Source organism: Bartonella sp. AP9QHHD, from assembly GCF_042195625.1.
GTDB lineage: Bacteria > Pseudomonadota > Alphaproteobacteria > Rhizobiales > Rhizobiaceae > Bartonella.
On the sequence record NZ_JBHIOP010000082.1, the window covers coordinates 170,246 to 186,683 of the forward strand.

Genomic DNA, 16,438 nt, shown 5'->3' on the forward strand with positions numbered 1-16,438 from the left:
GCTGTATATACTTTATTGCGTATCTTAAAATATTAAGACCATTTCCTTGCGTATCACAACCTGGGAAGTATATAGATATATTGAAGAAAAGAGTAAAAATACCCCTCAAATGCCGAGGGTTTTCTCAACATTAAGGTTGCATCAACATTTAAGAGCTGAAAAATAAAATGATGATTCTGATTTGCACTTTATTGTCACGATGGGAAAGATGGGGGACATAAATCTTGTAGTATTCACAGGGTATTTTGCGTTATACTATTCAAACATCGTTGTAAAATGAGTTTGGGAACATTGAGAGATGCTCCTTAAAAAAGCGCGTGAATAAATAGTACAATGGCGTTTTGTTTTGAATGAGCGATGCAACCTCACGAGAATGCAAGAAACAAAAGCGTAAGATAATTCGTCATTACCCTCATTATTCAAAAACATCACCGTAGACGTTTTTTTAAATTGTAAAGTTGAATATAAAAGATGATCGTGGAAACGTGTTTTTACATTTACGCATTTATATTTTCCTCAAATGAAGCTTTTTTCACATTTTAAAGATGACACAAACCAATATACACAATATTTTCGCCTCAATCTAACATACAAAAGTTTGAACTGCTTAGAGAGCTCGCAACCTTTGTTTTAAATATATGGTAGAATTAGGATTGAAAAATTGATTTATGGATAAAACAAGTGAGACCTTTATTAGTGTAACACAAAAATGCATAACTAATTCTGAAACATTACGCATATGCAAAAATAAACAAAGTAAATAGCATCGTTTATGAAACAGCTTTTTGTATAAGTCATAAGTGTTTATTCGCCTTATATCACCGCCCTAGTGTTTTACAGCATAACAGTACACTATCATTTTATCATTCTCTCCATTATATATCGACAGATATTGAATCTAGATCTGATATACGGTAAATATTTAATGTGGTTATTCCATAAATAACTGATCAGAACATTGAGCTTTAAAGAAAGCGGATAAAATATTGTAAATTGAACACAGGAATGGACTAACTTATGAGTGATGAAATAACCTCACCAGCACAAAGCAATAACTATGATGCCGCTTCTATCAAAGTTCTCAAAGGTCTTGATGCTGTACGCAAACGTCCTGGTATGTATATCGGTGACACTGATGATGGATCGGGGTTACACCATATGGTCTATGAAGTTGTAGACAATGCTATCGATGAAGCTTTAGCCGGTCATGCAACTCTTGTAAACGTCACACTCCATGCTGATGGTTCTTGTTCTGTTCGTGATAATGGACGTGGAATTCCGACAGATATCCATCCAACAGAAGGTATTTCTGCCGCTGAAGTTATTATGACACAGCTTCATGCCGGTGGAAAGTTTGATCAAAACTCTTATAAAGTTTCAGGCGGATTACACGGTGTTGGCGTCTCTGTTGTGAATGCATTATCCGTTTGGCTTAAATTGCAAATCAAACGCAATGGTAAAATTCATGAAATATCATTTACCCACGGGGTAGCTGATGCTCCATTAAAAGTTGTTGGCGATTGCGATCAAGAAAGTGGAACAGAAATTAGATTTTTACCAAGCTCTGAAACCTTTACTATGGTTGAGTTTGATTTTGAAACTTTAGAGCGTCGTTTACGGGAATTAGCTTTTCTAAATTCTGGGGTTTATATTCTTCTTGTTGACGAGCGTCATGCTGATATTAAATCCGTTGAATTGCATTATGAAGGTGGATTAATAGAGTTTGTGAAATATATTGATCAATCAAAAAAAGCTCTGCTTGATACTCCTATTTATATTGCAAGTGAAAAGGATGGTATGAGCGTTGATGTTGCCCTGTGGTGGAATGATTCCTATCATGAGAAGGTCTTGTGTTTTACCAATAATATCCCTCAGCGTGACGGTGGAACGCATTTGATAGGTTTCAGAAGTGCCCTTACACGCCAAATTAATGGCTATGCTGAATCTTCAGGTATTGCTAAAAAAGAAAAAGTGAACTTAACCGGTGATGACTGCCGTGAAGGATTAACAGCTATTCTTTCTGTCAAAGTTCCTGATCCAAAATTTTCTTCACAAACAAAGGATAAGTTAGTCTCTTCTGAAGTGCGCCCTATTGTTGAAAGTTTGGTCAATGAAGGTCTTTCAATATGGCTGGAAGAACATCCTCATGAAGCAAAACTTCTCATTAGTAAAGTGGTAGAAGCTGCAACAGCACGTGAAGCAGCACGCAAAGCACGTGAACTCACAAGACGAAAAGGGGCGCTTGATATCACTTCTCTACCAGGAAAGCTTGCCGATTGCCAAGAACGAGATCCCGCAAAATCAGAAATCTTTATTGTCGAGGGGGATTCGGCTGGCGGTTCAGCAAAAAGTGGGCGCTCACGTCAAAATCAAGCAATTTTACCCCTTCGTGGTAAAATCCTCAATGTTGAACGAGCACGTTTCGACCGCATGCTCTCATCTGATATGATTGGAACACTTATTACAGCTCTTGGAACGTCTATCGGTAAGGATGAATTTTCACCAGATAAATTACGTTATCATAAGATTATTATCATGACGGATGCGGACGTTGATGGAGCCCATATTCGTACTCTGCTGCTCACTTTCTTTTTTAGACAAATGCCCGAGTTGATTGAACGTGGACATCTTTATATTGCTCAGCCTCCTCTTTATAAAGTATCGCGTGGAAAATCTTCCCAATATATTAAAAATGAAGCAGCGTTTGAAGAATTCTTGATCGATACTGGATTAGAAGAAACAACGCTTGAGCTTTCAACGGGAGAAGTTCGTGCAGGGGCTGATTTGTATCAACTCGCTAAAGATGCTCGTATATTACGTCAACTTTTAAATGGTCTTCATACCCGTTATGACCGTAATATTGTTGAACAAGCAGCAATTGCTGGCGCTTTTAATCTTGAAGTCTTTGCAACACAAGAAAAAGCGCAAAAAATAGCAGATACTACAGCACACCGCCTTAATCTGATTGCTGATGATATGGAACAAGGTTGGAGTGGACAATATACAGCAGATGGAAGTTTATGTTTTGAGCGTATTTTGCGTGGTGTTAAAGATGTTGTTACGCTTGATGTGGGACTTATAAATTCAACTGACGCACGCCAAATTGATCGCATTTCCCAAAATTTTATCGACATATATCATCCTCCTGTTCTTTTACGTCGCAAAGATAAAACAGAGCGTATTTTTGGTCCTATGAGCCTTTTAGAGAGCATTTTTACAAACGGTAAAAAAGGTGTTACTCTTCAACGTTATAAAGGTCTTGGGGAAATGAATGCTGAACAACTTTGGGAAACAACGCTTGATCCCAATGCACGTTCTCTTTTACAAGTAAAAATTAATGATGCAACCGATGCAGATTCACTTTTTTCTCGTCTCATGGGTGATGAAGTTGAACCTAGGCGTATTTTTATTCAAGACAATGCCTTAAGCGTTGCCAATCTTGATATCTAAAGGTACTCTTCTGTTTTTGGCTGTGTAAATATCGTAGTTTTATACGTTGTTTTTTCGTAGTTGAACATTCCCTCTCTATTTCATTTACGATAAAAGAAAAATAAGGAAGATCATATACATGGCAATTGAAACAGAACGTGTAGGAACCAAGGGTGGCATGGAGCACTCTTTTGGTTTTACAATAGTAGATGAAACACAAAAACAATCCATGGTGGATGGTGTGTTTCATTCTGTTGCTGAAAATTATGACAAGATGAATGATATCTTATCCTTAGGGCTACACCGTGTGTGGAAAAATTCCATGATTGCTTGGCTTTCCCCACCAGCACTTTCTCATTGGAAAGTTCTTGATGTCGCTGGCGGTACAGGTGATATTGCTTTTCGTATTCTTAATGCTTCACGCCAAAAAGCCCATGCTACAGTGCTTGATATTAATGGCTCAATGCTCAGCGTTGGCAAAAAACGCGCACAAAAAAATGGTCTTGCCCCTCTGATTGATTTTGTTGAAGCCAATGCAGAAAATTTACCTTTTGAAGATCAAAGCTTTGACGCTTACACGATTGCTTTTGGAATTCGCAATGTTCCTCATATTGATCAAGCTCTTAGAGAAGCTTTTCGTGTTTTAAAGCTCGGTGGACGTTTCTTATGTTTAGAATTTTCAAATGTCGAGATGCCTTGGCTCGATAAAATTTATGATCTTTGGTCTTTCCATGCTATCCCTAAGCTAGGTCAATTTATCGCAAATGATGGCGATGCTTATCGTTATTTGGTTGAATCTATCCGCAAATTTCCTAAGCAAGATGATTTTTCCCATATGATCAAGCATGCGGGGTTTTCGCGGGTATCGTACCGCAATCTCACCGGTGCGATTGCAGCGCTGCATTCAGGTTGGAAAATTTAAAAATGGTGCAAATTTCCCCTTACTTTCAATTGATGCGTGCAGGATGGGTTTTAACACGTGAAGGTGTTTTAAGTGCTCTTCCTCATGATGATCTTCAAGGATTTCCAGCGCTATGTCATCGTATAGCGAGTGCATTAGCACGACGCAAAACAAAAAAGAAACAGCGATCTGAAAATATTTCATATGCCATTAATAAGCTTGGACCCTCTTACATAAAACTTGGTCAATTTCTTGCCACAAGACCTGATATTGTTGGGCGTGATATTGCGGAAGATTTGTCACAGCTACAAGATCGTGTCCAAACATTTTCTTGCACTGCCGCTATTGCTCAAATTGAAAGTTCTCTTGGTCGCTCTATTGATGATTTATTCGTAAATTTTTATCCCCCCATTGCCGCCGCTTCTATTGCTCAAGTTCATCCAGCTGAATACAGTGATGAAACTGGCCATAAGAAAAAATGTGCTGTAAAAGTTATTCGTCCCAATATCAGAGCACGTTTTTCTAAAGATCTTAGAGGATTCTATCTCATTGCTCATTTACAAGAGCGCTATATCCCTGCCTCTCGAAGGCTTCGTCCTGTTTGTGTGGTGGATACTTTAGCACAAACAACACGACTTGAAATGGATTTACGCTTAGAAGCAGCAGCTATATCTGAAATGGCTGAAAATATTCAACATGATACAGGCTTTCGGGTTCCACGTATTGACTGGGAACGGACAGGACGTAATGTTCTTACAATGGAATGGATTGATGGTATAAGAATATCCGAAACTTCCAAACTCAAAGAAGCAGGATTTGATTTGAAGGCGCTTGCTATTACGCTTATTCAATCTTTTCTTCGTCATACACTGCGTGATGGTTTTTTTCACGCCGATATGCATCCTGGTAATTTATTTGTAGATGAAAAAGGATGTATTGTTGCTGTTGATCTAGGCATTACAGGAAGGCTTGGCAAAAAAGAAAAGCATTTCCTTGCTGAAATTCTTTACGGCTTTATTACCCGCGATTACCATCGAGTTGCACGTGCCCATTTTGAGGCCGGCTATGTTCCTTCACACCATAATATCGAAAGCTTTGCGCAAGCCAACCGCGCTATTGGCGAACCAATTCACGGACAATCAGCACAAAGCATTTCCATGGCTAAATTGCTCACTTTATTGTTTGAAGTCACTGAATTATTTGACATGCAAACGCGACCTGAACTTTTATTGCTGCAAAAAACGATGGTTGTCGTGGAAGGTGTTGCCCGCACATTAGACCCCACTTTTAATATGTGGAAAGCTTCTGAACCCATTGTCAAAGAATGGATTAGTAAAAATTTAGGACCCGTAGGCGTTGTAAAAGACTTTAGTGAAGGAGCACAAGCTCTCCTTTCGCTGGCACGCAAAACACCACAATTGGTTCAAAATTTCCAACAAATAGAAGAAGATTTCAATCAAATGAGAAAAACAGGTTTTAATCTTTCTCCTGCTACCCTCAAACAACTTGCTGTAGAACAAAGTCACAGAAACCGTTATGGTCGTTATAGTCTTTTCATCATTGCACTTTGTTGCGCTTGTCTTACTTTTTACTTTTTTCACCTTTTCTAATCTCCTTAATATGCTAAAAATATCAACAATGAAATCATTGCAATCATTTTATTTCTTGGAGGTATTTTATGGCCAGTATTACCATTCGTAACCTGTCTCCTGAAACCAAAGAAGCTTTACGCATACGCGCCGCGCAAAATGGTATTTCTATGGAAGAAGAAGTTCGACGCCTTTTAAGCAATCCCACTCCTCTCACCACACAACCCCTTCATACTAGTGCTGTTGAAGTGCAATCATTGAAATCAAAATCTCTCCTTCTTATTATTGGTGGAAGTATTGCATCCTATAAAGCCCTTGATTTGATTCGCCGTTTACAAGAACGTGGAGCACATTTAAAAGTTGTGATGACAAAAGCAGCGCAAAAGTTTATTACGCCTTTAGCCGCTGAAGCTTTAAGCGGTGGTACTGTATATACTGATTTATTTTCACGTGAAGAAGAACACGATATCGGACATATCCGATTAGCACGTGATGCTGACCTGATTATTTTAGCTCCTGCTACAGCCAACCGCATTGCAAAAATAGCCAATGGCATAGGAGATGATCTGGCTGATTGTGTCCTTTTAGCAGCACGCTGTCCACTCTTGATTGCACCCGCCATGAATCCGTCCATGTGGGTGCATCCAGCAACTATTCGTAATGTTGCACAATTGCACGCAGATGGCGTTCATATCATCGGACCAGAAATCGGAAAGATGGCTGAACGTGACGAGATTGGATATGGACGTATGAGCGAACCTTTAACTATTATCGCTGCTATAGAGAATCTTTTGAATGTGCATGAAAAACCTCTCTTTGGCCGCCATTTCATCGTTACCTCTGGCCCTACCCATGAACCAATTGATCCAGTGCGTTATATTGCTAATCGGTCTTCAGGTAAACAAGGCCATGCCATCGCAACCGCTCTTGCGCATTTGGGTGCAAAAGTAACACTTATTTGTGGACCTGTTAATCTTGCAGACCCACAAGAAGTAAAAACCATTCATGTTGAAACAGCACAACAGATGTTACAAGCCGTTCAAACCGCATTGCCTGCTGATGGTGCTATCTTTGTTGCCGCTGTTTGTGACTGGCGCAGTCAAACGCAGTCTTTACACAAAATTAAAAAGAATGCTCATAAAATACCACCATCCCTTCATATGGTTGAAAATCCTGACATTTTAGCAACGATTGGACACGCTCCAAACCGCCCCTCATTGGTCATTGGTTTTGCTGCTGAAACATGTGATATCATTGCCAATGCGCAAAAAAAATGTGTTGAAAAAGGAGCTGATTTCATTCTTGCTAATGATATTTCTCTTCAACTAGATGGTACAAGTGTCATGGGTGCTGATACAAATCAAGTTTATCTCGTAAGTAGAAAAAAAGTTGAACAATGGCCCCATATGAGTAAACAACACGTAGCGCAAAAATTAGCAAACGTGATTGTATCATTTTTTGCCCCCAAAACACCTACTCCTCATGAGGAAAATATACCCCTTTGCAAATAAGAACTCTTCAAACGCGTTGATATTAAAACACCTTATAAAATAGAACTGACAATATGTGTCTATCCATCTCAATTAGTATATAATATTTCTGGTTTATAATGATAATATCGCATTGTTCATATTAAATTAGAATCCCAGATATCATAAGATTCTCTCATTCCTAATCTCTCTCATGTTGAATCAATAAAAATCATTTTCTTGCACGTTGTAAACAAGGATAACTGTATGAATACAAAACGTTTCAGAAAGAACTAAAAGCGCTTATAATGGACCGTCTCAAGAACCAAGGGCTTGTCTCGGACAACACTGAGGATGATGGTGCCAACGTGCTCTTTTTATTAAGCGTAAAGTTAGTGATGCCCTATAAGTTTTATATTATTCACGAGAGCTTTACCCATATACCATTCACAAACGCTGTTGCGAAATGGGTGTGATGAGCCGTTGGGAAATGTTTTTTTAAAAAATCCTATCTCACCCTAGCCTTCATAAAAGCAGGATCTATTGCACCACTGTCTCGCCAGCTTATAAAAAAACAAGCTATCATTCACTTTGGCTACCATCAATTTTGACAAAGCTCTTGTAATGGATAAAATTTATAAAAAGCATTTTCTTTCTTCAATGTTTTTATCCACATATTGGTCATATTTATGATATGCAAATAAATGATTTTGATTGTTTCATGATGAGAGCAGCTAATGAGAAAATATGACAACTTTATTTTGAGCTCTTATTCGCTATGAAAAATAATGTATAAATCAATGATATTATAACATCTCAATGCAATTTTAAGCATACTTCATGCTGACGCTCATAAAGAATGTAGACAAAATTCATTGTACCACTGTCTATAAGTTTATGAAACTGAAGCCTTTATTATTTTCCTCAGTGATCGGTCTTTAAGATTAAATGTCTGTGTCCTCTCTCCAGAATACCAAGACCACAAAGACTAGAATTTTATCCATGATATCTTCACATTGTGATGTTTCATGAGAAGCATTTTTATTCCTTTATCGAAAGCTTTGTATCCATACATTGGTCTCGCCTATAATGTGTACGTAAATAATTTTTTGATGTTGAATAGAGTCTTTGAAATTAAAGAATATTTCTATATTTGGGATTTTATTCAAGTTGAAAATGATCAATTCTCTTCGATAAATTAGTGGTGTTATTATCTAAAAATTATTTGATACAGTGAACCACTTGTATGAAAAGTGCTTCAATGAATTCTTACTTCATTGCACTTATGGCTTTTAAAATTCAAAATCTCATCATTTTTAAGCATCAGTGACATCTCCCTTTCTTTGCTTCTTCTCAAAAAACTGCTCTTCTATGGGATCTGACAGTCAATCGCCTAAGCTTATTTTTTCCACTTCTATCATATTAATCATTCTGTTGCCCAAAATTAGAATATCTACGGAGCTACTACGTTACCCCTATTCCATTGAACTCAATATTTTTTTGAAAGTGAGAGGCAAAAGCATGCCGCCAAATAGTAGAAAAGTACAGAATTTTAGGAATTGTGCAAAACAATTAAACATTTAGATAAACGAAGTTAGATAACTCTACTGAATAAATAGAAATAAACAACTTTTCTCCCAAATAGTTCTTATTCCTTAATTTTTTACATATATCATATAAACGCAATAATCTACACTATGTACAAAAATACTAAAAATTTCTTCTACAACAGCTACTTTTTAAATTCTTCTTTGTTTTTAAAAATCAAAATTTCTATTTATTCAAACTTTATTTTTAACAAAGAAACCTTAACCGTTTTTTATAATGTTCTTGAAAAAAATCTTGTAATTCAAAGAAAGAAAAAATTACACTGTACATACTTTAAATATATTTCTTGTTTTTTTTGCTTCTTTCCTTAGTTTATTAATCTATGATTTTTACTGCTGCTTATCGTGCTTTACAACGTCTTCTGACCTCGCAATATCGTATTATGATACTGAAAGCATTGGGGGTTACTTTTTTCATTCTCACCATTTTATGGTTATGTGTGCACCAACTTTTTGTGTCTTACTTTTGGCCCTGGATTGCTCAATTTCTTCCTGGACTCCCTAGTTGGGCGGGATGGATTGGTTTTAGCATGCTTATCATCTTTAATCTTGGGTTGGCTCTTTTGTTGGCTTTTTTGATTGCACCCATCACAGCTATGATTGGTGGTTTTTTCATTGACTCTGCTGCTGAAATCATTGAAAAGGAGGATTACCCAAACGAGCCTATTGGACAAGCCTTGCCGTTTCAGCGTTCTCTTATCATTTCCTTTAAATTTGTTATTTTAAGCCTTCTTGGTAATGGAATTGCTTTTATTTTATTCTTCATACCAGGTATTAATTTAATTGCTTTTTATCTTATTAATGGTTATTTGCTCGGTCATGAATATTTCTTGTTTGCGGCTTACCGTTTTCGAACAGAGCAAAATGCGCGTGCTTTTTTACATACTCATTACACAACAGTTTTTGGCGCAGGATTATTGATAGCGATTTTTGTTTCGATTCCTATTATTAATCTAGCAACACCGCTTTTTGCCGCCGCCTTTATGACACATTTACACAAAATGCTTTCCCAAAAGACCATAGCACGCATTACACAAAAATAGTGTTCCTTGACTTTAAGGTTAATAAAACTTGCCAGCCAAAGAAAGCATAATATAAAATTTTATGCTTTATCTTTTATTAAAGCAATATATTGATTTATAATGATAACTTATCGTTTCACAACATGAGTGAAAAACCTAAATATTATGAGGGTTTCTCATTTTAATCCTATTCATATTGGATCAATTGAAATCGTTTGTTGAAATGTCATAAACGGAGGTGGTGTGCGGATAAAAGTACTTTCAAAAAGGCGTGAAATATCTTTATATGAATCCTCTTAATGCAAACATTATCGTCGCATTGAAAACTGAAAAAGAGTATGATGGTGCCGCTTTGTACCTTCTATTTCAGTAAAAACGGATAGCATAATGTCTTTTATACCATTCATGGAGAGTGTATATTCTTCATAAGAGAGTTTTGGAAATTATTGAAAGATATCTGTGTAAAACAAGCACGTAAATGAGTAATATAATGGTATTTTGAGCGTATTCTATTTTAATTGTAAAAAGCGTGCGCTTTAAAGAAACCTTTTGAAAAAAATCTTGCTCTGATGTTAGCGTTTCGCTAATATAGCGTTATTGTATTCATTATCTTTAATGGATTATTTTAGCCTTGTTAGCGCCTTATACTATAAGGTTTCTTTTCTTCAAAACTGTTGATACGAATGATTAATTGGATATTCATTTTTATTAAAAAATAAGGCGTTTGTTAACCATCGCAAGGAGTAAATTTTAACACCAAAGTAAAAAATACAAACATGTAAGTTCTTAAAACTTATGAGAAATTTATTATAGGGAATACTCTTCATGATGCATATGATTGTTATAATATGGGAAAAATTAAAAATTAAAAAACAAGCTATACGTACACTGATAAAAGTATTAAATAGACTCCTTTGTTCAACCGGTAAAGCAAATGTGACTGCTTAAGTTCTATATTCTTTCAAATCATGCAAAAGATGCACAATATTTAAAGGAAGGTTATAAAGATGAACTGGATTACAAATTATGTTCGTCCTAAAATTAACTCTATATTGGGGCGCCGTGAAATTCCAGAAAATCTATGGATTAAAGATCCTACCAGTGGTGAAATGGTCTTCCATAAAGATCTGGAAGCTAATCAATTTGTAGCTCCCAATTCTGGTCATCATATGCGTATCAGTGCTAAAAATCGTCTCATGCATTTTTTTGATGATGGTGTTTATACAGCTCTTGAAAATCCAAAAGTTGTAACAGATCCTTTAAAATTTCGTGACGAAAAACGCTATATTGACCGGTTAAAAGATTATCGTTCTAAACTTGGGGTTGATGACAATATTTTAAGTGCACGTGGTACGATTGAGGGTTTGCCAATTATTGCAACTGTTCAAGATTTCGCCTTTATGGGTGGATCACTTGGTATGGCTTCAGGAGAAGCTATTATCAAAGCTTTTGATACTGCCATTGCTGAAAGGCGTCCGCTGGTTCTTTTTGCTGCTTCTGGTGGTGCACGCATGCAAGAAGGAACACTCTCGTTGATGCAAATGCCCCGTACAACAGTAGCGATTGAAATGTTGAAAGAAGCAAAGCTTCCCTATATTGTTGTGCTGACTAATCCAACCACCGGTGGTGTTACTGCTTCTTACGCCATGCTTGGTGATATTCACATTGCCGAGCCTGGCGCTATGATTGGTTTTGCTGGTCCACGTGTGATTCAACAAACTATACGCGAAACCCTACCAGAAGGTTTTCAAAGTAGTGAATATCTGCTTGAACATGGTATGATTGATATGGTTGTATCGCGTTTAGAAATGAAAACAACAATTGCGCGTATTTTACGCTTGATGATGAAACGCCCTGCTGTTTTTAACCCTTCCGATCCATCCCCAACAGACTCTCAAACATCGCTTTCTAGGACAAAAGCAGCTTAAGTTTATGCAACAAAGTCAAATACAAAGGGTGGTGGATGATTTACTAAAAAATTATCCGAAAAAATTTGATCTTTCTTTAGAGCGTATTGTTCACCTTTTAGAGCGTCTTGGTAACCCACATTTAAAACTTGCCCCTGTTATTCACATCGCTGGAACAAATGGCAAAGGATCTGCTTCAGCAATTTGCCGTGCTCTTTTGGAAAGTGCAGGATACCGCGTTCATGTTTATAGCTCACCTCATCTCGTCAACTGGAATGAACGCTGCCGGTTAGGTCAAAAAGGAGGTGGTCAACTTGTTACAGAAAACCAATTGGCTGAGACAATCCGTGAAATTATAAAAGTAAATCGTCAAGAGCCGATTACTATTTTTGAAATTTTTACAGCCGCTGCCTTTATGTTGTTTAGTATACATCCAGCTGATGTTGTCATTTTAGAAGTTGGATTGGGAGGACGTTTTGATGCTACCAATGTCGTTAACAAACCAGCTGTATCGCTTATTATGCCCATTGATTATGATCATGAGAGCTTTCTTGGAAATACAATTGCTCAAATCGCTTTTCAAAAAGGAGGGATTATCAAACCAAACGTTCCTGTAGTCATTGGGAAGCAAAATTATGAAGAAACTCTTGCTACTTTAATACCCCTTGCTAATAAAAATAAAGCATTTTATGCTCTCTTTGATCAAGATTATCAAAGTTATAAAGAACATGGACGTATGGTTTTTCAAAACAATCAAGGTCTCATGGATCTTCCCCTTCCTAACCTTATTGGAGACCACCAAGTTGCCAATGCTGGTGCATCTCTTGAAGCAGTTTATCAAGCGGGTTTTCAACTTTCAGAACAAACCATAAATGACGCTTTAAAAAATATTTATTGGCCCGCACGAATGCAGCATCTTACCCAAGGACTTTTGGTTGATCAACTATCTCCTGATATTGATTTATGGTTAGATGGTGGTCACAATCCTGCTGCAGGAAAAGTTATTGCGGCAGAACTTACACAATGGAGAAAAAAAACAGATCGCCCCATTATTATGATTGCTGGCATGCTTAATACCAAAGATGCTGTCGGTTATTTTCGTCCTTTAGCTAACCTTGTCGATAAAGTATATACGATACCGCTGCTTGACAATAATGCCAGTATCTCTCCAACAGACTTAGCTGAATCAGCCCAAAAAGTAGGAATCCCTGCTGCCCCAAAAGCGCACCTACAAGATGCTTTGCATAAAATTAAAATGGAATATAAAGAGGCTATTGTCCTTATTAGTGGTTCTCTTTATCTTGCGGGTGATATTTTGCGTGACAATAAAACACCACCGTGCTAGATAATTAACTATTTTTAAAGCTTTGAAAGATAGACTTTTTAATCATGCAACTTGATTGTGCACTTTATCAACATCCTAAACTCATTACTGTTTTTGGCGGATCCGGTTTTGTAGGACGACATGTCGTTGAAACTTTGACTAAGCGGGGATATCGCGTTCGCATCGCTGTTCGTTGTCCACAAAAAGCTTATTATATGCTCCAAATAGGAGAAGTAGGACAAACCCAAATGCTTAAAACAGATATCAAGCATCGTGCCTCTGTTGCACGCGCATTGCTTGGAGCTGATGCGGCAGTGTTTTTACCCGGTAGCTTAAAACAAGCAAATCAATCGAATTTTAAAAACACACAAATTGATGGTGTTTACAATGTTGCTGAATTAACAGCAGAAACTGGTATTCCGCTCATCTATATGTCAACACTTGTGGCTAACGAGAATGCTTCATGTCTTTATGCACGTGTTAAGTTTATGGGTGAACAAATCATTCATAACAAGCATCTTCAAGCAATTATTATCCGTCCATCCGTTATCTTTGGACCAGAGGATTGTTTCTTTAACACCTTAGCAGATTTGTCACGTTTTTTACCAATTATGCCTCTTTTTGGAGGTGGACAAAGCAAATTGCAACCCGTGTATGTTGGTGACGTTGCTGAGTTTATCGTGCGCGCTTTAGATGGACAGGTTGCTTGGGGAAAAAATTATGATCTTGGTGGTCCCCAGATTATCACCCTCCAAAATGCTCTTGAAAATATACTTAAAATCATTCGTCGTAAAAAAACAATCCTATCTATGCCTCTTTCTGTCGGTCTATTGATTGGAGGAATTTTGGGAACAATCGGTAAATTGCCTTTTGTACCAACACTCGTAACAGCCAATCAGATACGTTTTTTGCAAATGGATAACATTGTCTCTAAAGAAGCTATAGAGAATGGATATACGCTAGAAGGAGTAGGAGTTACTCCTAGAGCAATGGCAGCATTCTTGCCAAGTTATCTCTGGCGATTTCGTCCACATGGTCAATTTTCCCAAAACCTACTCGTCTAGAATAAATTCTTCCAAAACTGAGTTAATTATTTGATTTATAATTCATAGCGCGTTGTTAGCGGTTTTAGAATCAGAGTGTTCAATAGAGTGATGTTTTTGCATTTTTAATGCTCCATTTAGTATCACAAAAAATGTTTAATCGTATATCTATAGTCTTTTGATAAAAATCGTTGAAAACAGGAGAAAAGCACTTCTTATAAACTGTCTTTATCAAAGAGCAGGTTCAACATTGGAATCCTAAAGAACCGATTCTGAACTGCCTATCCATAAACATGATAATCTATGGCTTTGCATTTATATTATTTTGCTAAAAAGCTTAATAATGAGATTAAAGTAATTCTTCCTTTTTCAACAACCGCATAAGTGAGTAGAATACGAGTATACTACTTTCGATATTATCCCATAAAAATCAATATAAAAACTGTAAAGCAATGCACCATTTTTATTATTTAAAAGGTATTCCCTCTGGAGACTTTTAAAAGCTTTAAAGTTACGTGAAAAGGATAGAATTTTGTTTATATAATAAGACTTATCATGAAGATCTCTTATTCTGTCAGTAATATCACTATTCAGATCCATAAATGCATATTTTTTGCACAAATTTATGGAGATTTTAAAAGAGCTTTTTCACATAAAGAAGTCCTCTTCTTGTCTTGCATTTTTATTTAATTTCTCCTACCGTCTTGGAAAAACTTATTTTAAAGGAATGAAGAATGGCAGCTCAAGATTTTGTTGTCAAAGATATTGCACTTGCCGCTTATGGTCGTAAAGAACTTGATATTGCTGAAACTGAAATGCCTGGTTTGATGGCTTGTCGTAAGGAGTTTTCTTCCAGCCAACCTTTGCGCGGAGCGCGTATTTCTGGCTCATTGCACATGACAATTCAGACAGCTGTTTTAATTGAAACATTAAAAGCGATTGGCGCCGATATACGATGGAGCTCTAGCAATATTTTTTCTACGCAAGACCATGCAGCAGCAGCTATCGCCGCAACAGGCATTCCTGTATTTGCCATTAAAGGTGAAACATTGGAAGAATATTGGACTTATATAGATGCAATCTTCCAATGGCCAGATGGTAATCCTTCCAATCTTATTTTAGATGATGGAGCTGACGCCACAAACTATATTTTAATGGGAAGTCGTGCAGAACAAAATAAAGATATTTTATCGCATCCCAAAACAGAAGAAGAAGAAATTTTTTTCAAACAAATACAAAAGCGTATGGATGCAACGCCAGTTTTTTTTACACGACAGCGCGCGGCAATTAAAGGTGTAAGCGAAGAAACCACAACAGGTGTAAACCGTCTTTATCAGTTACAAAAAGAAGGACTTCTACCTTTTCCTGCTATTAATGTTAATGATAGCGTCACTAAATCAAAGTTTGATAATAAATATGGATGTAAAGAATCATTGGTCGATGGTATTCGACGTGGAACAGATGTGATGATCGCTGGTAAAACTGCCATTGTCTGTGGTTATGGTGATGTAGGAAAAGGTTCAGCAGCATCTCTTTCTGGTGCTGGGGCTCGTGTTAAAATAACAGAAATTGATCCTATTTGCGCTCTTCAAGCCGCTATGGATGGCTATGAAGTTGTTAATTTGGATGATGCTGCTTCCAGTGCTGATATTATCATCACGACAACAGGCAATAAAGATGTTGTTCGTTTAGATCATATGCGACAAGTAAAGGATATGTGTATTCTTGGAAATATTGGTCATTTTGATAACGAAATCCAAGTCGCTGCCCTTAGAAATTTGCCATGGACAAATATTAAACCACAAGTTGATATGATCACCTTTCCCGATGGAAAACGCATCATTTTGCTCTCTGAAGGGCGTTTGTTAAACCTCGGGAATGCGACTGGGCATCCTTCTTTTGTCATGTCAGCCTCGTTTACTAATCAAGTTTTAGCGCAAATTGAACTTTTTACCCGTTCAGAACACTATACAAATGAAGTCACTGTTTTGCCTAAACATCTTGATGAAAAGGTTGCACGTCTACATCTGGATCGGTTAGGAATAAAATTAAGTGTTTTATCAGAAGAACAAGCCGCTTATATTGGAGTCTCACCACAAGGACCTTATAAACCAAACCATTATCGTTACTAATACGTTTCCTTGGGT

9 protein-coding genes are annotated in these 16,438 nt (G+C 37.0%); all 9 read left to right on the top strand.

Annotated elements, in window-relative coordinates; all coding sequences use genetic code 11:
• Positions 1–1,017 precede the first annotated feature (1,017 nt).
• The 9 genes from gyrB (at position 1,018) to ahcY (ending at position 16,423) form a co-directional block, all read left to right on the top strand.
• Complete coding sequence (gyrB, locus tag ACFIK4_RS06270) at positions 1,018–3,450, top strand: DNA topoisomerase (ATP-hydrolyzing) subunit B (RefSeq protein ID WP_375611371.1); 2,433 nt, start codon at positions 1,018–1,020, stop codon at positions 3,448–3,450.
• Between the two features lie 118 nt (positions 3,451–3,568).
• Complete coding sequence (gene ubiE / locus ACFIK4_RS06275; protein WP_375612796.1) at positions 3,569–4,351, top strand: bifunctional demethylmenaquinone methyltransferase/2-methoxy-6-polyprenyl-1,4-benzoquinol methylase UbiE; 783 nt, start codon at positions 3,569–3,571, stop codon at positions 4,349–4,351.
• A 2-nt stretch (positions 4,352–4,353) separates the two neighbouring features.
• Positions 4,354–5,940: a 2-polyprenylphenol 6-hydroxylase gene (gene ubiB / locus ACFIK4_RS06280; RefSeq protein ID WP_375611369.1), complete on the top strand. Its 1,587-nt coding sequence runs from the start codon at positions 4,354–4,356 to the stop codon at positions 5,938–5,940.
• Positions 5,941–6,008: 68 nt separating this feature from the next.
• Positions 6,009–7,430, top strand: coding sequence for a bifunctional phosphopantothenoylcysteine decarboxylase/phosphopantothenate--cysteine ligase CoaBC (coaBC, locus tag ACFIK4_RS06285; protein ID WP_375668161.1), 1,422 nt, complete (start codon positions 6,009–6,011; stop codon positions 7,428–7,430).
• A gap of 1,888 nt (positions 7,431–9,318) precedes the next feature.
• On the top strand, positions 9,319–10,038 hold the full coding sequence (locus ACFIK4_RS06290) for a sulfate transporter family protein (RefSeq protein WP_375612793.1): 720 nt from the start codon (positions 9,319–9,321) through the stop codon (positions 10,036–10,038).
• A gap of 986 nt (positions 10,039–11,024) precedes the next feature.
• Positions 11,025–11,945: an acetyl-CoA carboxylase, carboxyltransferase subunit beta gene (gene accD, locus ACFIK4_RS06295; RefSeq protein WP_375611366.1), complete on the top strand. Its 921-nt coding sequence runs from the start codon at positions 11,025–11,027 to the stop codon at positions 11,943–11,945.
• Positions 11,946–11,949: 4 nt separating this feature from the next.
• Positions 11,950–13,269, top strand: coding sequence for a bifunctional folylpolyglutamate synthase/dihydrofolate synthase (locus ACFIK4_RS06300; protein WP_375675477.1), 1,320 nt, complete (start codon positions 11,950–11,952; stop codon positions 13,267–13,269).
• A 44-nt stretch (positions 13,270–13,313) separates the two neighbouring features.
• Positions 13,314–14,312, top strand: coding sequence for a complex I NDUFA9 subunit family protein (locus tag ACFIK4_RS06305; RefSeq protein WP_375671718.1), 999 nt, complete (start codon positions 13,314–13,316; stop codon positions 14,310–14,312).
• Between the two features lie 713 nt (positions 14,313–15,025).
• Positions 15,026–16,423 (top strand): adenosylhomocysteinase, encoded by a 1,398-nt coding sequence (gene ahcY, locus ACFIK4_RS06310; protein ID WP_375612789.1) that lies wholly within the window; start codon positions 15,026–15,028, stop codon positions 16,421–16,423.
• Positions 16,424–16,438 lie beyond the last annotated feature (15 nt).